Below are 22,231 nucleotides of genomic sequence, written 5' to 3'. Positions count from 1 at the left end.
GCAGTCGCCGGCCGTCCCCATTGAGGGCTGCACGCCCGCCTCACGGCAGCGCCGCCCGAAGGCAATCGACGTGTACTGGGCGGAGTGATGGATCACGCCGTCGGGTCGCCGCTGCAGCAGCGCCATGTCCAGCGCGCGCAGCATCAGCTCGGTGTACAGATGGTTGGACATGGCCCAGCCAACGATACGCCGACTGAACACGTCCAGCACCACCGCCAGGTACAGGAATCCCTCGCCGGTCGGGATGTAGGTGGCATCGGCCACCCACAGCACGTTTGCCGCTTCGGCGCTAAAGTGCCGGCGCACCAGATCCGGTGCGCGCCGGGCTCCCGCGCGCCGATGCGTGGTGCCCTTCCAGCGCCGTCGGCTGGCCCCACACAGGCCGGCCATACGCATCAGGCGCGCCACCCGCTTGCGCCCGACGTGCACGCCCTCACGCGCGAGCTGCGCATGGATACGCGGCGCGCCGTAGGTGCCACGTGAGCTCGCGTGGAGCGTGCGGATGCGCGCGAGCAGTTGCGCATCGGCCGACGTTCGCTTCGATGGCTCGCGTCTAAGCCACGTGTAGTAACCGCTGGGGGAGACCTGCAGCAGCCGCGCCATCATGGCAATGGGCCAGCGAGCCCGGTTCGCCTTCATGAATCCGTACCCTTCGGTGGTACGGCCCCGGTCTCGCGGGCGAACCAGGCGGCCGCGTGAGAGAGGATGTCGCGCTCCATCTCAAGCTGGCGTACCTTGCGACGCAGGCGCGTGAGCTCCTGCCGCTCGGCCGTGGTCAGTCCGTCCTGGCGTACACCAGCATCACGATCGGACTGTGCCACCCAGTTGATGATGGTCTGCGCCGTTGGCTCGAACTCGCGCGCAAGCTCCTGCGGTGTGCGTCCGGCCTTGACCAGTTCCACCATCTGCGCGCGGAATTCGGGCGGGTATGGGTTTCGGTGCTTTGCCATGATGGGCACCTCCTCTTGAACAGGATAGCAACTGTCTTGGAGGTCAAGCATTTCTGAGGTCCGTCTCATGAAACGATGCGTCCCACGGCCTGCCGGCTTTGACCATCGCGTTCAGAATGGTCAGCAGCTTGCGCATGCAGGCCACGAGCGCGACCTTCTTTGGCTTTCCGGCTTCGACGAGGCGGCGATAAAATAGCATGATCGCCGGGTTGTGACGGGCCGCCACCAAGGCAGCCATGTACAGGACACGTCGCACACTGCCTCGGCCCCCAAAGATCGTTCGTTTGCCGCGCATCGTGCCTGAATCGCGATTGATTGGCGCGACGCCAATCAGCGAACTGATTTCCCGCCGCGTCAGTTTGCCCAGCTCAGGGACTTCGGCAATCACAACTGAGATCGTTGCATCGCCCACGCCTTTAACGGTACGAAGCAACGCTGACAGGTCGGCAAAGTGTGAATGGATATGCCCGCCCATATCCCTATCGATACGGGCTATTTCATCCTTCAGCGTCTGGATAATGGTTTCGATGCTTTTGCGGGTTTGGGCATGCGCCAGCGCCAGCCGGTTGCGCTCGGAGACGAGCATCGTGATCAACTGCCGACGCCGCGCAACGAGTGCCGCCAGCGCTTGCTGTTCGACGGTCGGCAGGGTCTTGACGAATTTCTCGCGCTCGGGATGACGTTCGATCACTTCGCCGAGCTGGGCGAGAATGCGCGCATCAATGCGATCAGTCTTCGCAAGCTTCCCCATCGCGCGAGCAAAGTCTCGTGCCTGACGTGGATTGATCACTGCCACGGCATATCCGGTGGCCTGCAATACGCAAGCAACTGCCATTTCCAGCCCACCTGTGGCTTCGAGGACGATCAGCGCAACCTGGTGGCGCGCCAGCTCCTCAAGCAAAGTATCGAAGCCATCCGTCGTGTTGGAGACACTCAGCGGCTTTGCCTTGACGCCAATCGCTACATCCAGCGTAGCCTTGGAAACGTCAATGCCAACGGTGATCGGTTTCGGATCTGGCAAGCTCGTCACTACCCCTCCTTGTACATGCGAATTTTTTTCAAACAACTGTTCGGGCTTTTGATGAGCGGCTCAGCTCGTGCGCCATTCGCTATCCTGCGGGCTGCAAACCCAAGGTGTCATCAGGCTGCACGAGCCTTGCCAAACCGACACAAACCAAGGCTGTGGATTTGTGGACGATGCGCCTGCGGCGCACCGGAAAGCTTACCGTGGACAACGCTGCGCGTTGCCCACCGCGCTCTCCTTCGCCCACAAGCTCCACAGCCTCCAACTACGAATGATAAAGAGAAGCTTCAAAGCCGCACTTCAAGATACAAGGTGTCCACGAAAGCGGGTCAACCTCAGTTCGGCGACATGCAGGCTTCGCCCGGCATGAAAGACCACAAGCACCTCGTCGCCATTCGCGACTTCCCGGCATACGTGGCTCGCCCGCGCGACGCACGCGCAGTACGCCCTGACCTCCCTCTCCCATCGCTAGTTCGAAAGGAATGTGTTGGCGTCGAGTCCGCTTTTCCCATGCGCGACTAACGTGCCAAACGGATGTTGGGCAATGCGATCACAGGCCGGTGTTGATGCAAGTTAAGCGAGGCTCGTGCAGCCAGAACTTCCATGGGGTTTGAAGCCCGTCTCTAAGCATTAAGGCGCAGTGCCGAACTGCTCATCGAAAGCCCGAACAGTTGTCTGTACCGAATTCGCATGTACAAGGAGGGGTAATGACGAGCTTGCCAGTTCCGAATCCGACACTGGTCATTGCTGGCATCGACGTGGCGAAAGCCACTTTGGACATAGCAGTTGGTGTGACATCCACTCCGTTGACTCTTCCGAATGATCATGTCGGCTTTGACTCCATGCTTGAGAAGTTTGCAGGTCACCACGTCGCGCTAATCGTCATGGAGGCGAAGGGGGCCGGGAGATGTCTTTTACCTGCGCACCGCAAGCTTCCCGGCACTCGGCGGCCGTCATCAATCCCCGGCAAGCCTGCGACTTGCACGTGCCACGGGCAAGTTGGCGGAGACTGACCGCTCGCCCAGCTCGATGAAGGGTCGCATAGCGACGGTCATTTTGAGTGCATACACCGCCGCCTATATGTGTACCCAACACAGGTAGACAGCAACTAGCTGATTTTTATATAAAAATATTTGGGGACGCAAGGCAATGCGCCGCCAGGCAAGGGCGCCCTAACGGGAAACCTGCGCGAAAATCAAGGCCACACCCGGCTCCACGGCGTTCGCGCAATCGGAGGATGTGCAAGTCATTGATCGATAACGATTTTTAGGATCAAACCGCCATAAATTGCACGAAAGGTACGAATACCCCCATCTGAACGTTAGTCTCGCCGACTTGGTTATCCGGCTGCCCGTCCTATACTGAAAGGAGCCGCGCGGAAGCCGGCCCCTGAAGCAGAAGCGGACGAGAAATCGTTCATTGGGGCGCGGTAGCGGGGCCACGGAAACGCCTGCGTGAATAGCGCGGGCGTTTTCTTTGGAGCCCTCATGAACGCTACGCCACAAGTGTCGGCATGTTCACCAGCGCTGATCTTACGGGTCCCAGGCCATTCAGTGGCATCGTCTCGAGCCCGGGTCCTCCCTTAACGCGTGCGAAGTGTGGCTACGTCGGCATGAGCGGCTGCAAGGCAACTTGCCCCGGTCACTCACCGCGCAAGCGGGCTAATGCCCCGCCCGTTGGTCAGCGGTCCTGCCTCGTGTCCCATACCCGGAGCACGAAGATTGTGGTGGGGAGATCGGCGTAGGCGGGTTTGATTTCGAGATGGATTTCGTATCGCCCGCCCAGGCACACCCACTTGTGAACCTCGCGGGGCGGCGGGCCGTCGTACCCGTCCAGTTCTTCCCCGAGCCGGTGGTGGTGGTCCTCGCCCAGTTTCTTCGCTTCGGCCAACAGTGCCTTAACTACCTTTCGCGCCACTGCGGCGTCGTTGTAAAGCTTGACGTGGTCAGCGATCTGAGCGAAGTCGGACATGGCCTTGCTGGTTAGTTCAACCGGCACGGTCATGCGCGCGGCACCGGCCGTTCGTTTTGCGTCCCGAGGCCATCCGCCCATGCGTCGGCTTGCTCCATCGAAACCACACGGCCTGCGTCAACGTCGTCCAAGCCCTCTTGGATCAGACGTCGCTTTTCCTTTTCACGCGCCAAGTACGCGATCAAGGCTTTCTTAATGATCCATTGCTTCGGACGTTCGATCTGCTCGGCCAGGGCGTCAACCTCCTCGGCCAACGCCACGGGTACCTGCGCAGTCAGGGTCCGGGTTGTCGCTGTTGCGGTCATTGCCACCCCAATTATGAGTTTCCAACAGCCTCTATTATAAAACAATACACTTTGGCGAATCGTCTGAAGGCGCGAGGACTCGAGGTGGCCGGATCGAGGCTGGAAAAGCTCCGTTCAGGTGATGAAAATAGATCCAGGCTGGATGCCTGGGTCGGATCCTGCCTGGATCGCGATACAAAAAAAAGGGGTAACTCGGGAATGAAGGAAATTCTGCCCGGGTATTGCAAGAGCGTGCCGAGTCATTGCAAGAACCTTTGATGGTTTTCTAAGCGGCACGAAATCCCGGCGCAAACTGCGTGACTCGATTGGCGTCGGGCATGTCATGCACCATGCTGGAGAATATGATGAAAGCTCTGACTTTGATCCCTATTGCCGCATTGACGTTGTGCACCACGTTCGCCTATGCGGGTGACAACGCCGACACATCCACGACGGCCTCCGACAGCAACGCAGCTATGACGTCGGACGCAGTCGGCGGTACGTCCGTGGGCAGTAGCGGGAGCGGTGCCTTCCACGGCAAGACTCGCGCGGAGGTCAAACAGGAATTGCAGCGCGCCCAGCAGGACGGCACGCTTGAACGCGCTCTACGGCGGGCAGTGAGCAGATGCACGGGATTGGGGTACGGTGCGCGCCGCACAGCGTCCCGGGTGTGAACTTTCGCCGTTAAGGAAAGGAGCCAAACCGTTTTCGGCATAAAGGCGCCGAGGACTTTTCGGCGTTTAGGCGCCACAAGTCTTCCGGCGTATTGGCGCCAGTAGATTTTCGCCGTAAAGGCGCCACTGGCGTCTGAGTCGGGCGCTCGAACTGGTTGTGTCGCGTTAAGGACGATGCGACGATCAGGCGCCTGAGATGAAGAGTATTGCTTACATCGCGAGAGAATAGAATTGTTCGGCTGCAGTCGAGGCGACGCCATCGTCACACATCTGTCCCTTGCGGATCATGTGCGCGATCTCTATGCCAGACAGGATGATGCGCGCGCAGCGGAAATCCTTGAGCCCCATCATCGGTTTGATGATGCGCTTGATGGCACGGTGATCCTGCTCGACGGCGTTGTTCAGGTATTTGTTTTGCCGGACCTTGATCGGCATTAAACGCTCGACATTGAGCGCTTCAAGTGCAGCCAGATTCGCGCCGCTCCTGTCCACGGTAATTGTCTCGGGCTCGCCGTTCTGTTCAATCGCCTTCTCGAAGTAGCGGCGAGCAGCGGCCTTATCACGATGGGCGCGCAGCAGGAAATGCACCGTGTTGCCCGCCTTGTCGACGGCACGGTACAAGTATTTCCATTGGCCTTTGACCTTGACGTAGGTCTCATCGACGCGCCAGCTCTTGCCGACAGGCCGTTTGCGTTTGCGGAATGCTTGTTCAAACGCCGGCAGCAGCTTGATAACCCACCGGTGCACGCTCGAATGATCCACCTCGATACCCCGCCCGGCCATCATTTCCTCGAGGTTACGTAGGCTCAGTGAGTACGCCACGTACCACCGGACGCACAGCAGGATCACGTCCAGCGGGTAGTGCAGCCGCTTCAGCACCGTGCCAATGCCAGCGGGCAGCGTCTTGCGCGGCGACTTCGTCTTTGCCATCATGCTTGTCATGTGTTGCGGTCGACGAATTTTACTTGTCCGCGTTAATGCGACAAAACCGCCAGCGACAAACCCCGTTCGGCCATCATCTCGACCAGATCGCGCAGGCTGAGCTTGTAGCGGAGCTACCAGCGAACGCACAGAACGATGATCTCCCGATCAAAATGGCGTCCGCCGAACAACTCCTCCAGACTCTTCAGCTTGCTCATCGCGAAACATCTGTTTGTTTCACCCCCACAACTCTAACCGATTCGCCGATCCCATTTGCGCCAGAGCCATTTGGAACACCACCCGCGTTTGACGAAATTCTAGCGTCTGCCCATCTACTGGATGTCGCTGTCAATCAACAAAGATAGCGACGGGAATCCGTCACCGCCCTCTACTGTGCGACCGAACGATCGATAGCCATTCTGGCGCGACGACCATGATTTAAGGCCGGGAGTCGCTCAGAGTCCTGCGCCCTCTGGCAGCAACCATCGTCATGCCACGTCCTGTCCCGGCAAACTCGCACCACTCTTACAAACCAATCGCGCTGAAACAAATACTCCCGATCCTCCTCTCGGCGCTATCGCCCCTCAGCAATGTGCCGCAGGCGTCCGTTTTTGAAAGCGCGGGTGGATTAATCCCGACTCGAATGCTCAACATGTAACGGTCTGATGTCAGTTCATCGTTGTCCGCATTGCCCGATATTCGCGTCGCACGATATCCATCAATTCCTCGACCGACGTGCTGGCTGCCTCCCGCTGGTAAGTCACCCGTCCGCGCTGCATCAGCATCACACGATCCGCGATGTCGAGCGTCTGCGCGTAGTTGTGCATGATCATCACGATAGACCGACCACCTTTGTTCTTGAGCCGAAGGATCAGGTCGATGATCAGTCCAGCCTCGCGGGCGCCCATCGCGGCGAGCGGTTCGTCAAGCAGCAGGATCCTTGCATTCGAATTGACCGCGCGAGCAACCGCGATAGCCTGTCGCTGCCCGCCGGAAAGCTGCTCGACCGGCAGGTCGACCGAAGGCACGTGCACGCCGATTTCTTCAAGACACTCTGCGGCGCGCTCACGCATTGCGCGATTGTTCAACAGGCGAAACGGCCCTCGACGTATGATTTCCCGGTTCAGGAACATGTTGTGATAAATGCTCAGCGAATTGGCAAGCGCCAGATCCTGGTAGACGCATTCAATGCCGAGTGAACGGGCGTGATCAACGGAGCGAAGCATAGTTTCCTCGCCGCCTACAAAAAGCTTGCCGCTTGTCTGCTGATGAAAGCCAGTCAGAATCTTGATCAACGTCGATTTGCCTGCGCCATTGTCGCCAAGGACGCCAAGGATCTCGCCCTGTCTTAGCCTCAGCGTCACGCCATCGAGCGCGGTGACCGCGCCGAAACGCTTGACAATATCTTCGCCACGCAGCGCCTCCAGCACCTCGGACATCACAACTCCCCCTTGCGCGCGAGACGAAGCACGTGGATGTTGAAGATCATGGCTCCGAGGATCGCCGCGCCGAGAATCATGTTGAAGGTGAAGGCGTTGATGCCGATCAGCGTGAAGCCGTCGTTGAGGATGCCGAGCACCGTCGCACCGATTAGCCCACCAATGATCGTGCCCGATCCACCGGCGAGGGGCGTGCCGCCAATCACGGCTGCGGCAACTGCAAGAAACATGATCTGGTTACCGCCCGCTTGCGGATCGATCGACGTGATACGAAAACCCTCCAGAATCCCGGTAAAACCGGCAAGCAGCGCGGCGAGAATGAAGTTGCCGAGCTTCAGGCGCCTGACCTGTATCCCCGCTTCGCTCGCGCCCAGCGAATTCGCTCCCGACGCGATCGTATGCAAACCCCAGCGTGTATGACGAAGCAAGACGTGCATGACTGCGGCAATGGCAAGCGTCCAGATGATCTCGCTGTAACCCCATTCCCCCATGAACGCCGCAAACGCTGAATTCTCCGGTGGCGAAACTGGTGTACCCCGTGAGATTGTCAGCGTGAGACCGTTCACGAAGAACAACGTACCGAGAGTCGTCACGAAGGATGGGATGCGCAGGTACACCGTCACCGCGCCGTTGATCAGCCCGACGAGGCCTGCTGCAATGACGCCGGTGAGCATCGCAAGCCATGCCGGCAAGCCTGCCTCGAGGGCAAAATGCATGATGAAAGGTGCAAACGCAAAGACCATCCCGGCGGAGAGATCGATCTCCCCACCGATCATCAGCATGATTTCGCCAAATGCAATGATCGCCACCGGGGCGATGAACTGCGAAAGATTCTGAAGACTCGCGCCGGTCAGCAGGAAGTCATGGTTGACTGTCTCGAAGTAGATGCTGAGGATCAGCGCGACCGCAAAGATCCGAATCTCGCTGGAGCGCCCGAGCGCGCTTGACCAGCGCCTCGGAGGTCTAGCGGGTTTCTGAGCGTCCGTCACGGAAGACGTCACCCTTTGATCGCACCTGTGCGTGGCACGATCTGGGCTTTCGTGCTCTTGCCTTCATAGCGCGTCGAAGTGCTGAGGTACGGATCGACTGTGCCCTTGGTGACGAACTTCAGGCCCGTGTTGACATTGGCCGGCCCGACGAGCCCACCGGAGGCGAGAAAGATGAACGCCTCGACCACCGTATAAAAACCCTGCACGTAAGGCTGCTGGTCGATCGTGAAGTCGAGGAAGCCTTCGTGGATCAGATCGACCGTGCGTGGCAACAGATCAAAGCCGCCGCCGTGGACGCCTTTAGACGGCAGATTGGATTCTTTCATCACTTCGGCAACGCCCTGGGTGCTGCCCGCGTCCACCGCAAACATGCCTTTGAGATCCTGGTGGCCGAGAAAGAAGGACTTGATCTTCGATAGTTCTTCGTTGACGGTCGCACCGGTTGCGATGGTCTGCACGTCGATCTTTTTGCCCGATTTCTTGATTGCAGCCACCGCACCGTCAAGCCGAGGCTGAATGTTGAGCTGGCCTGGCGTTGCGATAAAGAGCCCGACGAGGCCGCTATCGATGAGGTTTGCGATTCGCTCGCCCATCTGGTAGCCAGACAGATAAAGATCCTGGCCGATATAGGCAAGGCGCGGATTCGTCGAACCCGAGGGCGCATCCGCGTTATAGGCGAACACCGGAATGCCGGCGTCGAGCGCGGCCTGGATGGGCTTGTCGAACGCCTTGGGGTCAACGATCGGTACGGCGATTGCGTCAGCTTTCCCGGCAATCGCCGCGTTGACCGCGTTCACCATTTCGCCGATGTCGGCATTGGCCGAGCCGGTCCATTGATAGTCCATCCCCAGCATGGCGGTCGCGTCCTGAATGCCGTATTGCGTCGGAACGAAGAACGGATTCGTCGTGACGTGGTTGACGAATACGATCTTCCATCGCTTGTGCGCCGGGAACGAACCGGCTTCCGCCGCCTGGGCCGGGGTGATCATGCCACCCAATAGCGCCAGTGCTGCAGACAGGCCCGCGCCCTGCAGCAATCCCCGACGCATGCCTTGCACTTTGTCCTTGTCTTCCTTCGCTTGCGCCATCTCAATCTCCCGTCTCTTAGTTGTTGAACACTTCACTGCCCATGACGGCGCAAGCAGGAAAAGCCCCGGCAAGAAAAGCACCGGAGCTGGGCATCACTCCTTTGATGAAACCCTCGTGCACGCGCGTGCGCACGACTACCCTCCAGAAAATGCTATATCACGCCCTTTTACCTACTAATCAATGTATACCCTTAACTAGTCCGACTAATTAATTTTTTGCGATGCAGCGCAGCCTTCTGTATTCGCATCCAGCAGTGCAGCGCAACACGATGACGGGACAGGTCTGACTCATCGGCCGCGAGTGATGTGTTGTCGACATGATCCGCACTATGTGCCGCTTTAATAGTATTACTATCGAGTTAGCATCTGGAAGGAGAGGGACATGACGAACGGAAAGCGCCCGCTACGCTCTGCCCAATGGTTCGGCTCAGCCGACAAGAACGGTTTCATGTACCGAAGCTGGATGAAAAACCAGGGCATTCCCGATCACGAATTTCACGGCAAACCAATTATTGGGATCTGCAACACGTGGTCCGAACTGACGCCGTGCAATGCGCATTTTCGAAAGCTTGCCGAACACGTGAAGCGCGGCGTGCTGGAAGCAGGCGGCTTTCCGGTGGAATTCCCGGTGTTTTCCAATGGCGAGTCGAACCTGCGTCCCACGGCGATGCTGACACGCAATCTCGCGAGCATGGACGTCGAGGAGTCGATTCGCGGCAATCCGATCGACGCTGTCGTACTGCTGGCCGGTTGCGACAAGACGACCCCCGCGCTTCTGATGGGCGCGGCAAGCTGCGATGTGCCGGCGATCCTCGTCACCGGCGGCCCGATGCTCAACGGCAAGCATCAAGGCCGCGATATCGGTTCAGGCACAATCGTCTGGCAATTGAGCGAGCAGGTGAAGGCGGGCAAAATCTCGCTGCACGACTTCATGTCTGCTGAAGCCGGTATGTCGCGCTCGGCAGGCACCTGCAATACGATGGGCACCGCCTCGACGATGGCCTGCATGGCGGAAGCGCTTGGCGTCACGCTCCCTCACAACGCGGCGATTCCCGCGGTAGACGCGCGCCGCTACGTGCTGGCGCATATGTCGGGCATGCGTATCGTGCAGATGGCGCTTGAGGATCTGCGTCTGTCGAAACTGCTCACGCGCGAAGCATTCGAAAATGCGATTCGCGTCAATGCCGCGATTGGCGGCTCGACGAATGCGGCGATTCATCTCAAGGCGATTGCGGGACGCATCGGCGTGAGCCTTGAACTCGACGACTGGACGCGGATCGGACGCGGTACGCCGACGGTCGTCGACCTGCAGCCGTCGGGCCGCTACCTGATGGAGGAGTTCTATTACGCAGGTGGCCTGCCTGCGGTATTGCGCCGACTCGGCGAAGGCGGTCTGCTGCCGCATCCGGGTGCGTTGACCGCAAATGGTCAGTCTCTGTGGGACAACTGCAAGGATGCCCCGCTCTACAACGACGAAGTCATCCGCACGCTCGACAAGCCGATTTTCCCCGATGGCGGCTTATACGTACTGCGCGGCAACCTTGCGCCCAATGGGGCGGTGCTCAAACCTTCTGCGTCCACAGTCGCGCTCCTCAGGCATCGTGGACAGGCGGTGGTGTTCGAAAGCTTCGAAGACTACAAGGCACGCATCGGTTCGCCCGACCTGGACGTGACCGCCGATTCGGTGCTGGTGTTGAAGAACTGTGGCCCGAAGGGCTATCCCGGCATGGCCGAAGTCGGAAACATGGGCCTGCCGCCAAGACTGTTGGCCCAAGGCGTGACGGACATGGTGCGACTATCCGACGCGCGGATGAGCGGCACCGCGTACGGGACGGTGGTGCTTCACGTAGCACCCGAGGCTCGCGCGGGCGGCCCGCTCGCGGTGGTGCAGGACGGCGACTGGATTGAAATGGACTGCGATGCCGGACGCCTGTATCTCGACGTAAGCGATGACGAACTCGCCGCACGGCTCTCCGCGTGGACTAAAGCTCGACAAGACGATCCCGCGGACGCGAGCGGCTACCGGCATCTGTACGTTGAGCACGTATTGCAGGCCGATCAGGGATGTGACTTCGATTTTCTGGTGGGCTGCCGGGGCGCGGAAGTGCCGCGCCATTCGCATTGAGAGGCGCAGGCTCTGCCGCAGCGTTCGGGTGAGGGTTACGCCGGATACTGGCTGCCGGTTTCCAGAACGCTCTCGGCGTCCGCGCGCGCATTGTCGAGCTGGACCAGACTTGCATGTCGCGCGCCCAGTGGGTCACGGCTCTGGATCGCAGTGAGAATCGCCTTGTGACGCGGCAACGAAAGCGCATGCGTGTCAGGGTGACGGCTCGTCAGTTTGATCGATTCCGACAGGGCAAGGGACAGCATGTTGCCAATATAGGCCAGCAGATCGTTGTGTGTGGCCGCCATGATTGCCCGGTGAAACTCCAGGTCGGGATCCAGAAGCGCGCTTGCGGTCTCCGCACGTTCCATCTGGTCATAAGCCGATGCAATGCGCGCAAGATCATCGCTTGTTGCCGCAGTGGCGGCGAGCGCAGCCGCCGTGGGTTCGATAATGCGGCGCACGGGGGTCGATAGGGCTAACGCAACGGCCCCTGATCAGATTAAAGCGCTGAAATCTGATGTCGCGGCACTGGCCGAGCGAAACGATGCGCTTACCCACCGGATAGACAATTTGGAAAAGCGATTGGTGCCTTCACGAGCAGCGCCATAGAGAGGTGACTGAGCGTCGTCGCGAACGGCCGCTTTCGAGAAAGTCGTATGCCTCCACTCGTTTAGGCTTGTCCAACACCTGCCCGCATGCGTCGTCGTGCCCTCACGCGGCAGCAGACAACGGCAGGCATCGAACAACCCTAAACGTACCCGGCCTGTTGCGACTGTCCGTTCTCGACCCAAGGGGCCAAATCCTGTTCGCTCGTTAGGCAACACACCGGCATCGAGTAGGCGAAGGCCTCGCGGTTTTTATCCAACGAACTGTGTGAAACTGCTTGCTCGCTCACGCTGTGCAGGAATGCCGGCGATGGCTCGGACCGACGTCGGCGACGCGCATTGCATTTTGGAAAGAATCTCCGGGGGTGCTTACGGATATCGAACGTAAACCTTGGGAGGTTTGACACGACTACGAATGACGAAGATGGTTTGTCTGCTGGCCCACTTCCAACAATCGACCCCGTGAACCCGGGGGATGACCCGCCTGTGCCCGATCCGATAATCGACCCGATCGGCACGATAGTCGACCCCGCAACCCCGGGACTCGAGCCATCGTTATCTGGCGACCCCATGCCGGAGCCGGGTTAGGAACCCGTTGCAGTTGTAGCTGCACCTCCCCCGTCTGAATTAACTGATGTAACTGATCCTCCCGTTGAGGGTGGTGACGGTGGTGGTGGTAAAGGCGATCCAGATCCCGCCGAGCAATAGTCGCAGTCGCCTGAACTTCGCACGTCTGCGGCCGGGTACGGCTGCCATGCCGCGATTCGCCTGCGCAATGCGGCCCCGCAGGCAATCCCGCGGGATTGGGGCGTACCCGATGTTCATCGCGACTCGACCCTACAGAGGGCGCCGCCTCCTCTCGGCGCCCAGGCAATCCCCCTATAGCACGAGGCGAACGGTGATCGAGGCCGGGGGGCGTGTGCCTGCACGGCACGCTCATGCTGCCGTCATGAGCGTGCGCCCCGGTCCCGTGCGCGCACGGCAGTGTCGGCCAGAAACTCGCCAGCCGCGCACTTGCACAGCGCACGGCTCTGCGCGACATTTGTCATGCCGACCGGCGCGTAAACCCGGCTGGAGACTGCCATGACAAACCTGCTCGCCACCGAAACCTCCTCTTACCTCCGGCAACACGCCGAGAATCCGGTGGACTGGTATCCATGGAGCGAAGAGGCATTTCGCCGCGCCCGCGACGAAGACAAGCCGATCCTGCTCTCCGTGGGCTACGCCGCGTGCCACTGGTGTCACGTGATGGCGCACGAATCCTTCGAGAATCCGCGTATCGCCAGCCTGATGAACGAGCGCTACATCAGCATCAAGGTCGATCGGCAGGAGCGTCCCGACATCGACGACATCTACCAGCAAGTCAGCCAGATGATGGGACAAGGAGGCGGATGGCCGCTGACCGTGTTCCTCACGCCGCAGGGAGAGCCGTTTTTCGGCGGCACCTACTTCCCGCCGGACGACCGCTATGGCCGCCCCGGGCTCGTGCGCGTGCTGATGAGTCTGAGCGAAGCCTGGCGGCATCGGCGAGAGGAGCTGCGCGACACTATTGCGCAGTTTCGGGAGGGGTTCCGACAGCTCGATCAAGCGAATCTGGACGGCGAAGCCACCGGTATCGGGGATCTGCCAGCAGAGGCAGCCCGCGCCCTCGCACGGAACACTGACCCGGTTCATGGCGGACTGGGCGGCGCCCCCAAGTTTCCCAACCCGAGCTGTTATGACCTCATGCTGCGCGTCTATCATCGAAGGGGCGAGCCCACGCTGCTTGACGCAGTGGAACGCACGCTCGACCACATGGCGGCTGGCGGCATTTATGACCAGCTCGGCGGCGGATTCGCCCGCTACAGTGTCGACGCGCGTTGGGCCGTGCCGCACTTCGAGAAAATGCTCTATGACAACGGCCAGCTCGTGAAGCTGTACGCGGACGCCTACCGGCTGACCGGCAAAGAGGCCTGGCGCCGCGTCGTGGAGGAAACCATCGGCTACGTCTTGCGCGACATGACGCACCCCGGTGGCGGCTTTTACGCCGGCGAAGATGCCGACAGCGAAGGACAGGAAGGCAAATTCTATGTCTGGACAGTCGCCGGGATCGAAGCAGTTCTTGGTGATTCCGACGGTGCAATGGCGTGCCAGGCCTACGGTGTGACAGAACACGGCAACTTCGAGCACGGTGCTACGGTGCTCCAGCGTGCGGTCGAGCTGGATGCGCTGCAAGCAGCGTGTCTGGCGGGCTGGCGCGAGCGGTTGCTGGCGGCGCGCGGCCGACGCGTGCGCCCGGCGCGCGACGACAACATTCTCACCGGCTGGAACGGCCTGATGATCGAAGGGCTCTGTGCCGCTTTCCAGGCAACGGGCTGCCTGGAGTATCTCAGCGCAGCACAGCGTGCCGCTAGTTTCATCCAGAGCGAGCTGACCCTGCCCGACGGCGGCGTGTACCGTGCCTGGAACGACGGGAGAGCCAAGGTGCCGGGGTTTCTCGAAGACTACGCCTTCCTGTCCAATGCGCTGCTCGACCTGTACGAGTCATGCTTCGACAAGCGCTACCTCGATCGGGCCGTCGAACTCGCTGCACTCATCCTCGACAAGTTCTGGGAGGACGGGCTGTATTTCACACCGTGTGACAGCGAGCCATTGGTCCACAGGCCGCGCGCGCCGTACGACAATGCATGGCCGTCGGGCATCTCAACGAGTGTATTTGCGTTCTTGCGCCTGCATGAGCTTACCGGCCACGATCTCTATCGTGACCGCGCCGAGCACGAATTGCGGCGATACGAGGCCGCTGCCGCCAAGGCGCCAGCCGGTTTCGCGCACTTCCTTGCCGCCCTGAACTTCGCGCGACGCAGCCCAGTCGAGATCATCTTTGCGGGCGACAAATCGGGCGCCGCCGCACTGGTAACAAGCGTACACCGCGCATACCTCCCCGCGCGCGTGCTGGCCTTTGCCGAAGACGTGCCGATTGGCCGGGAGCGCCACCCGGTCAAGGGCCGCCCAACGGCCTACGTGTGCCGAAACCGCACGTGCGCCGCACCGGTGACCGACGGCAAGGCGCTCCTCGAGCTTTGTACATCCTGACGGCAGCCCTGCACGAGCCGGTTGCAGGGGGCGCCCGCCTTCAGCGTGCACGCAGCGCATCGACGATGTTCATGCGCGCTGCACGCATGGCAGGAAGGAACCCGCCGATGAGACCCATTGCTACCGAGAACGCAAGCGTTTTCACCACGATTGCCGAGGTGAGAATGAAGCGGAACGAAAGGTCGGCAAAGGTCTGGAAGTTGGTGGTGGAAAATGAGGCGAACTGCATCAACGCCGCGCAGCCAAGCCCGGCCGTCCCCCCCACGAGGCCGAGCAGCATGGCCTCGACGAGAAACGCGGCGAGCACGTTGACGCGTTTGAAACCCAGTGCGCGCAAGGTGCCGATTTCCGCAACCCGGTTGGCCACCGACGCATACATCGTGATCATCGCGCCGATCATCGCAGCGATCGAAAAAATCATCGATAGCGTAAAGCCCAGAATGTTGATGAACGTCGATAGCGCCTTCGATTGATCGCTATAGAACGCCTGCTCACGTTTCGCTTCGTCGGCAAGCCGTGGGTCGACATCGATGTCTGTCTTGAAACGGTCGAAGAGATGTGTCTGCGCGAGGCGCACCACCATCGACGAGTAACTGGTGCGGCGAAACGACTGCATGAGCTGGTCCACATCGCCCCAGATTTCCGAGTCGAAGCCGCTGCCGCCTGCGTCAAAGGTTCCGACAACGGTCCAGTCACGCTGGGCAAAACGCAAATGCTCGCCGATCTGCGTCCCGCTGAAGCCCTTCGCAACGCTGCTCCCGACAATGATCTCGGACGACCCGGCTTTGAACATGCGTCCCGCCACCAGCTTCACCTGTGGACGCAAGCCCGGGCCCGTCGGCGAGACCCCGCGAATGACCACGTTCGACGGTTTGTTCGAGCCGCTCTTCACGAGCGAGATGAGCACCACGGCTTCTTTCGACGCCAGTGGCCGCCCGTCCTCGCCGATGGCCACCGACGGATGCATTTCCATGATGCTTGCCTGGTTGCGGTCGATCGCGCTCTGCACCTCGGTTTCCGCACCCTTGCGGATCACCACCACGTTGTCGCGTTCGCCGGTGGACACGAGTGTCTTCTTGAGGCCCGCGTCGAGCATCAGCACCGTGGCGAACACGAACACAACCAGCGCCAGCCCCCCGGCTGTGAGCATCGTGGTCAGCCGGCGTGTCCACAGGTTGCGCGCGATGTAAGCAAGCGGAATCGCCACAAGAACCTCTAACCGATTGCCCGCAGGCCTTCGACAATACGAACCCGCGCCGCGTGCAACGCCGGTACGATGGCGGCGGCGAATCCGACGGCGAGCGCGCATGCTGCCTGCAGCTCGATCGTTTCGATGGATACATTAAAAACGGGGAACACGCCGCCCGTAGCTTGCTTGAACAGGCTCGCCGCCGGCGGCGTGGCGAGAATGCCGAGGCTGCCGCCGATCGCGCAGATCGCGATCGACTCCCCGAAAACCAGCAACGCCAGAAACGTGGGCCCGAAGCCGAGCGCCTTGAGCGTTGCGTACTCGACCGTACGCTCGCGCGCACTCATGGCCATTGCATTGGCCATCACTGCCATGATGATCACGATCACCACATACGACACGACGCGAATCGCCGCAATGATCTGATTCGACATGGCAACGAAGCCAAGCTGAAACGCCTGCTCGGTTTCGGTGAGGGTCTCAGCCAGCGAGTTCTTGAAGACGCTATCCACACTGCGCGAAATCGCGGCGGCATCATCCGGGTTCGAGATGCCCAGAACGTAGACACCGACTTGATCCGCTTGCCTGGGCGTCGTCTTGCGCACGGTTTCGTTCAGGTATTCCCAGTGGAACAGCAACTGACGCGTGATCGTCGTTTCGTCCCGTCCGTCCAGAATGCCGCGAACGACGAATTCCCAGGTGCCGGGGTAAATCGTGCCTTTAATCGGAATCACATCGCCCAACTTGAATCCGAACTGGCTCGCGAGTTGCCGTCCCACGAGGCACCCCTTGCGATCACGCTGGTAATCGGAGCGCTGTTGCGCCGGCAGTACGAACTCCGGGTACAGGTCGAGATAGTTGTCCGATACCGCGAACTGCGCAAAGAAGTTCCTGGGCTCGCGATAGATGCCCCCGAACCAGTTGGAACGAGCCACCAGTGTCACCCCGTCGACGCCCCGGATACGGTTTTCATAGCTTAGAGGCAAGGGGAAGACGAGCGAGATGGCGTTGCGTGTCACGAGCCGTGCATTCGAGGCTGCGGCGGCCCCCGCATACCAGGCGTCCACCACCGTGTGCAGCAACCCGTAGGCTAGCACCGCGATGGTCAGCCCCACCACGGTCAGAATGGTGCGCAGCTTGTGTCGCAGCGCGTTTCTCGCGATCAGCTTCAGCAGGTACATGGCGCAGCACCACAACCCGGTTCAACGGATCTTTCCATCGCTCAGCTCCCCCTTCTCCAGATGCACGAGCGCCTTCGCCGCGCCGGCAGCGTGAGCGTCGTGGGTCACCATGATGATGGTTTTGCCGAGCTCTCTGTTGAGCCGTTGCATCATGGAAAGAATTTCCTCCGCTGACGCACGGTCCAGGTCGCCGGTCGGCTCGTCTGCCACGATCAGTGTCGGATCGGTGATGAGCGCGCGAGCGATGGCGACGCGCTGCTGCTGGCCGCCGGACAGCTCGGAAGGATAATGGTGCATGCGGTCGGTCAGGTTCACCATGTCGAGCACCAGCCCAACGCGCTCACGCCGCTCTCTCCGGGTCAAATGAGTCAACATCAGCGGCAGCTCGATGTTCTCGAAAGCGGTGAGCACGGGCATCAGGTTGTAGAACTGAAAAATGAAGCCGACGTTGGCCGCGCGCCATTCGGCCAGCGCCGCTTCCGGAAGTCGCGTGATGTCGAGCCCTCCGACCCGCAGCTCGCCGCTATCCGGCCTGTCGATGCCGGCAATCAGATTGAGCAGCGTGCTCTTGCCCGATCCCGACGGGCCCATCAGTGCGACGAAGTCGCCCTCTCCGATTCCTAGCGAGATGTTGGCCAGGACTGGCACGGTCTGGACTCCGCGTCGGTAGGATTTCGCGACGTGGCAAATTTCGACGAGCGGTGCGGTACTCACGCTATTTCTTCGCCACAGTCACTTTGGCGCCGTCCCTGATCTTCTCGTTCGGAGCCAGTACGAGCGTGTCGCCCGGGTTCACGCCATTGACCGCGACGAGCTCGCCGATCCTGGCGCCCGTCGTGACAGCGACCTCCCGCACTGTGGCGTCCTTGACCACGTAGACCACTTTCTTGCCTTCGTGCTCGACGATCGCGGCGGGCTGCACCGCGACAACGGGCTGCTTTTCTTGCGGCGGAACCGGTCTGGAGAGGAACGCAATCTTTGCGCTCATGTCCGGAAGCACACGCGCATCGCGATCCACGAAACGCACCTTGACCAGCACGGTCGCTTTCGAGCGGTCCACCGTCGGCACGATGCGCGAGACCCGGCCTGCCAGTCTCAGATAGGGCAGCGCGTCGAGCTGGATCTCGCACGACTGATCCACATTAATTCTGGCTATGTTGGACTCCGCCACGTCCGCTTCGACTTCGAGCGTTTCCATGTCGGCGATCGTCACGACCGCACCCTTGCTGTCGGATGCCTGCGAAAAGGGGGTGATGTTGTCGCCCACGTTCGCATGCTTTTCGATCACCACGCCATCGAATGGCGCACGAATCACCGTCTGATCGACAGCGACTTGAGCGGCACGGGCGTTGGCCTGCGCCGACAGGATGGTGGCCCTGCTGTTGTTGATCGACGCCTTGGCCTTGTCGTAGCGGGCAAGATCGGCATCGTATTCTGTTGCCGGTATAGCACCCTTGGGCGCCAGTATTGCGGAGCGGCGAAGATTGGCTTCGGCGTTCTTTTGCTCGGCAACTTGCAGTTCAAGACTCGCCTGCGCCACTTTCACTTGCGCCAACGCCTGGGCCAGCGCTGCCTCGACATCCGCGCTTTCGAGCCGGGCAATCACCTCGCCTTTTTTCACGTGGGTGCCCTCCAGTACCCCGAGCCACTCGAGACGGCCCTGCCCCTTCGATGCAACCGCGGCCTTGCGCTGCGGCACGACGTAACCCGTGGCATTGAGCAGCGTGTAGCTCTGCGACGGGTAAGCGGATGTCACGGTCGCCGTTTCGACCGCCGGCGGACCGGCCAGCCTGACGGCAACGCCGAGCACCGCTGCGATGAGCAGCGCGATGACCGCGTAACGGATCCAGCTGCGCCGCCGCGGGACAGTGCCGGCCGACGGCCGGTCGATTCTCAGCCTTTCCAGATCGTGATCAGCCAATTTTCGGGCCTTGCACCGGCAAGCGGTCACGTTCGTCGAGCGCCGTACAGGAACGCCGCTTCGACGTATCGCCACGCCGGCTTGTGGAGCGGTGAACGGGCCCACAGTATAGCGCCGTGCCCAGTCCGGGCCGAACGCCACGGTGGCGCCGCCGTGGCGTTCGGCCCGGACCTGCTCAAGCGACTCGCCGATTGCAATGCGGGCAAACTCGTCGTCGCCGCTCGAAGCGGCGCACATTCGAGATATGAATCGCTCCTGGAGTTACGCTCGCTGGTAGCCGTTTCCTGCTTCAATGGCGGTATTAGTTCATGAGCGGGTGGAGAGAATCGCATGCTGACTGCGCACGTCCCGGACCTCGCTGCGGCATTGGAACGCCATGTGAAGGTTCTCGCCGACGACATCGGCGAACGCAACGTGTTCCGGCCGGACGCGCTGCACGCGGCAGCCGACTATATCGTGCAGCAGTGGACGAGGTCTGGCCGTGCAGTGACGCATCAGGACTACCAGGTGCGAGGGGTTCCCTGTGCCAATATTGAAGTTGCGCTCGAAGGCTGCGTTCGGTCTGACGAAATCATTGTGCTGGGCGCGCATTACGACACCGTGCGAAACAGCCCTGGCGCCGATGACAACGCCAGCGGCGTCGCCGCGCTCCTCGAGATCGCGGGCATGCTTCAGTCCCTCTCGCCTCGGTACACCGTGCGCTGCGTTGCGTTCGTGAACGAGGAAGCGCCGTTCTTCTTCCGTGGCGACATGGGCAGTCTGAGGTACGCGAGAGCCGCGCGGCTGCGCGGGGATCGCATTCGCCTGATGCTTTCGCTCGAGATGCTCGGTTACTACCGGGACGAGCCGGGTACCCAAAGGTATCCGCCTTTGCTGCGTTACTTCTATCCGGCGTGCGGCAACTTTATCGGTTTCGTCTCCAATCTTCGCTCGGCGCGCCAATTGCGATGGTTCGTCGACGCGTTCCAGGCCTCGTCCGATTTTCCGCTCGAAGCAGCGGCGCTGCCGTGGTGGGTGCCAGGGGTCGCCTTGAGCGATCACTCTTCCTTCTGGCTCCACGGCTATCCGGCCGCCATGGTGACCGACACCGCCTACCTGCGCAACCCGCACTACCATACCGCTCACGATGTCCCCGCGACGCTCGACTATGGGCGCATGGCCGCCGTGACGCGCGGGTTGGCTGCAAGCGTGGCGTCGTTGGGGCCGGGTGGCGCGAATCCCGGCAAGACCCGGGCCCCAGAAAAGAGGCGGTTGTGACCGTGGGGGCCGCTTTCGAGGCGAGGCCTCTGTCAGCTACCGACCGAGGCCGTGTGAAAGCGCAAAAGTACTCGGTTTTCGGGTGTCGTTTTACCCTTCCGGAGTTGGGGTTGTCGTACTTTCCATGCAGAATCTGGCGCTTTGATCCTGAAAATCCATACTGATCAGTTACTTGCGTAATCACTGAATGCGCGAAAGCTACCGAACGGTCGAGCCTTGCTTCAAGCGGCTCTGCGCGCGGCCACCGCCAGATTTTGCATGGAAAGTACGACAACCCCCTCCTGCGCTAGAAGCAACAGATTGCAGGAAACGCCAGACCAGCCCTCGCGATGTCCATCACGCTGGAAACGCGCCTGTCGACAGGTAACGATCACCCCGATCACAAATGACGAACACGATTGTGGCGTTCTCAACTTCCCGAGCTATGCGCATTGCCACAGCGCATGCGCCACCCGACGAAATCCCGCAAAAAATCCCCTCAATCGCAGCAAGACGACGGGCCGCAGTTTCAGCCGTTGCCTGCCCCACCGACTCGGTCCGATCGATCCGCGTGGGCTCAAAGAATGCCGGCAAATATCCGTCGGCCCATTTGCATATGCCAGCAATCCGCGAGCCGAAGATCTTTCACGGCCTGCCGTCCGTGCCGTCTGGCAACGAACAGGGTCCGGTGGTGATGAGCATCGGCGGCGACGCCACGCGCTACCTGACGCCGGCGGCGGTGTACCTGATCGTCAAGGAAGTCTTCCGGCGCGCAGCCGATGAGATCGAATCGACCAACCCGGTCGGCGCCGCCACGCTGCACCGCGCGTCGACCCACTGGCTGCGCCACAGCGCGGCCTCGCACCAGGCCGACGCGGGCACCGATCTGCGCTTCATCCAGAAGAACCTGCGGCACGCGTCGATCGAAACGACGGGTATCTACCTGCATGCCGAGGAATAGAAGGAAGTCCTCACCGGCGTGGTGACTGGGCTGATCAAGATCGGCACGGTGTCGCCCGAAGGACGCAGTGTCACCTTCACCGGCGTGCCGGCGGGCGGCTGGTTCGGCGAGGGAACCGTACTGAAGAACGAGCCGCGCCGATACGACATCGTGGCCTTGCGCGACACGCGCATGGCCTTCATGGAGCGGGCCACGTTCATGTGGCTCCTCGAGAACAGCGTGGGCTTCAACCGTTTTCTGGTGCGCCAGCTGAACGAGCGGCTCTCGCATTTTATGGCGCTGCTGGAGTACGACCGCCTGCTCGACGCCACGCCCCGGCTCGCACGTTGCATCGCATCGCTGTTCAACCCGGTGCTCTATCCTGGCGGCGGCGACCACCTGGACATCACGCAGGAAGAACTGGGCCTGCTGTCCGGCATCACGCGACAGGTTGCCAACCAGGCACTCAAGACGCTACAGAAGGACGGCATTGTGCGGCTGGAATATGGCGGCATAACTGTGGTGGACCTGGAGCGGCTGCGCAACTACGGCGCATGAGGGCGTTGATAATCCTGTAGCGGGCCTCGACGTCGCGGCGAGAGGCGCGGAGGTAGAGTCAGGGTGTGACAAGCCCCTTTTA

General features: G+C 61.0%; 16 protein-coding genes and 7 pseudogenes. 6 read left to right on the top strand and 17 right to left on the bottom strand.

The genetic code is table 11. The features are described from left to right. Positions 1 to 12 precede the first annotated feature (12 nt). From DLM46_RS41355 to DLM46_RS31210, 6 genes and pseudogenes are all read right to left on the bottom strand, one after another. A pseudogene (locus DLM46_RS41355) lies at positions 13 to 639 on the bottom strand (IS3 family transposase); the annotation flags it as partial. After that, complete coding sequence (locus DLM46_RS41350) at positions 636 to 950, bottom strand: transposase (RefSeq protein WP_165848086.1); 315 nt, start codon at positions 948 to 950, stop codon at positions 636 to 638. The gene DLM46_RS41350 and the pseudogene DLM46_RS41355, both read right to left, overlap by 4 nt. A 43-nt stretch (positions 951 to 993) precedes the next feature. Then, on the bottom strand, positions 994 to 1,971 hold the full coding sequence (locus DLM46_RS31225) for an IS110 family RNA-guided transposase (RefSeq protein WP_115107326.1): 978 nt from the start codon (positions 1,969 to 1,971) through the stop codon (positions 994 to 996). A 363-nt stretch (positions 1,972 to 2,334) separates the two neighbouring features. Beyond that, positions 2,335 to 2,520, bottom strand: a pseudogene (locus DLM46_RS40640) (FMN-binding negative transcriptional regulator); the annotation flags it as partial. 1,134 nt (positions 2,521 to 3,654) lie between these two features. After that, positions 3,655 to 3,978 carry a type II toxin-antitoxin system RelE/ParE family toxin gene (locus DLM46_RS31215; RefSeq protein ID WP_115107171.1) on the bottom strand — a complete coding sequence of 108 codons (324 nt, stop codon included), beginning with the start codon at positions 3,976 to 3,978 and terminating at the stop codon, positions 3,655 to 3,657. After that, positions 3,975 to 4,250 (bottom strand): CopG family ribbon-helix-helix protein, encoded by a 276-nt coding sequence (locus tag DLM46_RS31210; protein WP_115107168.1) that lies wholly within the window; start codon positions 4,248 to 4,250, stop codon positions 3,975 to 3,977. The genes DLM46_RS31215 and DLM46_RS31210 overlap by 4 nt, the downstream gene beginning before the upstream one ends. Positions 4,251 to 4,567: 317 nt before the next feature. Between DLM46_RS31210 and DLM46_RS31205 the strand changes: the two genes are divergently transcribed. Beyond that, complete coding sequence (locus DLM46_RS31205; RefSeq protein ID WP_115107166.1) at positions 4,568 to 4,903, top strand: DUF4148 domain-containing protein; 336 nt, start codon at positions 4,568 to 4,570, stop codon at positions 4,901 to 4,903. Positions 4,904 to 5,113: 210 nt separating this feature from the next. Here the strand turns inward: DLM46_RS31205 and DLM46_RS31200 are convergent, their stop codons facing one another. The 5 genes and pseudogenes from DLM46_RS31200 to DLM46_RS31180 all read right to left on the bottom strand — a co-directional run bounded on the left by DLM46_RS31200 (position 5,114) and on the right by DLM46_RS31180 (position 9,340). Further along, on the bottom strand, positions 5,114 to 5,836 hold the full coding sequence (locus tag DLM46_RS31200) for an IS6 family transposase (RefSeq protein WP_208866357.1): 723 nt from the start codon (positions 5,834 to 5,836) through the stop codon (positions 5,114 to 5,116). A 56-nt stretch (positions 5,837 to 5,892) separates the two neighbouring features. Next, positions 5,893 to 6,042, bottom strand: a pseudogene (locus DLM46_RS40635) (IS6 family transposase); the annotation flags it as partial. Positions 6,043 to 6,492: 450 nt separating this feature from the next. After that, positions 6,493 to 7,263, bottom strand: coding sequence for an ATP-binding cassette domain-containing protein (locus tag DLM46_RS31190; RefSeq protein WP_115107163.1), 771 nt, complete (start codon positions 7,261 to 7,263; stop codon positions 6,493 to 6,495). After that, a complete protein-coding gene (locus DLM46_RS31185; RefSeq protein ID WP_115107161.1) occupies positions 7,263 to 8,264 on the bottom strand; it encodes an ABC transporter permease in 1,002 nt (333 codons plus the stop codon). Before DLM46_RS31185 ends, DLM46_RS31190 begins: the two co-directional genes overlap by 1 nt. Further along, complete coding sequence (locus DLM46_RS31180) at positions 8,261 to 9,340, bottom strand: sugar ABC transporter substrate-binding protein (protein ID WP_115107158.1); 1,080 nt, start codon at positions 9,338 to 9,340, stop codon at positions 8,261 to 8,263. Before DLM46_RS31180 ends, DLM46_RS31185 begins: the two co-directional genes overlap by 4 nt. Before the next feature lie 382 nt (positions 9,341 to 9,722). Here DLM46_RS31180 and DLM46_RS31175 point away from each other — a divergent pair, with 382 nt between their 5' ends. Then, a complete protein-coding gene (locus DLM46_RS31175; RefSeq protein WP_115107156.1) occupies positions 9,723 to 11,465 on the top strand; it encodes an IlvD/Edd family dehydratase in 1,743 nt (580 codons plus the stop codon). Positions 11,466 to 11,500: 35 nt separating this feature from the next. Here DLM46_RS31175 and DLM46_RS31170 read toward each other — a convergent pair. After that, positions 11,501 to 11,908 (bottom strand): annotated as a pseudogene (locus tag DLM46_RS31170) (FadR/GntR family transcriptional regulator); the annotation flags it as partial. Positions 11,909 to 13,135: 1,227 nt separating this feature from the next. Here DLM46_RS31170 and DLM46_RS31165 point away from each other — a divergent pair. Continuing rightward, a complete protein-coding gene (locus DLM46_RS31165; protein ID WP_115107154.1) occupies positions 13,136 to 15,124 on the top strand; it encodes a thioredoxin domain-containing protein in 1,989 nt (662 codons plus the stop codon). A 40-nt stretch (positions 15,125 to 15,164) separates the two neighbouring features. Here DLM46_RS31165 and DLM46_RS31160 read toward each other — a convergent pair whose 3' ends face one another. From DLM46_RS31160 to DLM46_RS31145, 4 genes are read right to left on the bottom strand one after another with little or no spacing between them, the layout of a single operon-like run. Next, positions 15,165 to 16,331, bottom strand: coding sequence for an ABC transporter permease (locus DLM46_RS31160; RefSeq protein ID WP_115107151.1), 1,167 nt, complete (start codon positions 16,329 to 16,331; stop codon positions 15,165 to 15,167). 8 nt (positions 16,332 to 16,339) lie between these two features. Further along, a complete protein-coding gene (locus DLM46_RS31155) occupies positions 16,340 to 17,494 on the bottom strand; it encodes an ABC transporter permease (RefSeq protein ID WP_115107149.1) in 1,155 nt (384 codons plus the stop codon). A gap of 21 nt (positions 17,495 to 17,515) precedes the next feature. Next, positions 17,516 to 18,208 (bottom strand): ABC transporter ATP-binding protein, encoded by a 693-nt coding sequence (locus DLM46_RS31150; RefSeq protein WP_115107147.1) that lies wholly within the window; start codon positions 18,206 to 18,208, stop codon positions 17,516 to 17,518. A gap of 1 nt (position 18,209) precedes the next feature. Next, a complete protein-coding gene (locus DLM46_RS31145; protein ID WP_244306427.1) occupies positions 18,210 to 19,652 on the bottom strand; it encodes an efflux RND transporter periplasmic adaptor subunit in 1,443 nt (480 codons plus the stop codon). Positions 19,653 to 19,745: 93 nt separating this feature from the next. Between DLM46_RS31145 and DLM46_RS31140 the strand changes: the two genes are divergently transcribed. Beyond that, positions 19,746 to 20,672, top strand: a complete 927-nt coding sequence (locus DLM46_RS31140; RefSeq protein ID WP_115107144.1) for a M28 family peptidase — start codon at positions 19,746 to 19,748, stop codon at positions 20,670 to 20,672. A 336-nt stretch (positions 20,673 to 21,008) separates the two neighbouring features. On the opposite strand, the pseudogene DLM46_RS31135 reads toward DLM46_RS31140, so the two are convergent. Continuing rightward, positions 21,009 to 21,287: pseudogene (locus tag DLM46_RS31135) on the bottom strand (cysteine synthase B); the annotation flags it as partial. A 4-nt stretch (positions 21,288 to 21,291) separates the two neighbouring features. Between DLM46_RS31135 and DLM46_RS31130 the strand changes: the two are divergent. Both DLM46_RS31130 and DLM46_RS31125 read left to right on the top strand, forming a co-directional pair. Further along, a pseudogene (locus tag DLM46_RS31130) lies at positions 21,292 to 21,612 on the top strand (tyrosine-type recombinase/integrase); the annotation flags it as partial. 3 nt (positions 21,613 to 21,615) lie between these two features. Continuing rightward, a pseudogene (locus tag DLM46_RS31125) lies at positions 21,616 to 22,149 on the top strand (Crp/Fnr family transcriptional regulator); the annotation flags it as partial. Positions 22,150 to 22,231: the final 82 nt, after the last annotated feature.

Source organism: Paraburkholderia lacunae (assembly GCF_003353175.1).
Lineage (GTDB): Bacteria > Pseudomonadota > Gammaproteobacteria > Burkholderiales > Burkholderiaceae > Paraburkholderia > Paraburkholderia lacunae.
Note: the sequence above shows the minus strand (reverse complement) of the source record. Positions and strands in the feature narration are given on the sequence as shown.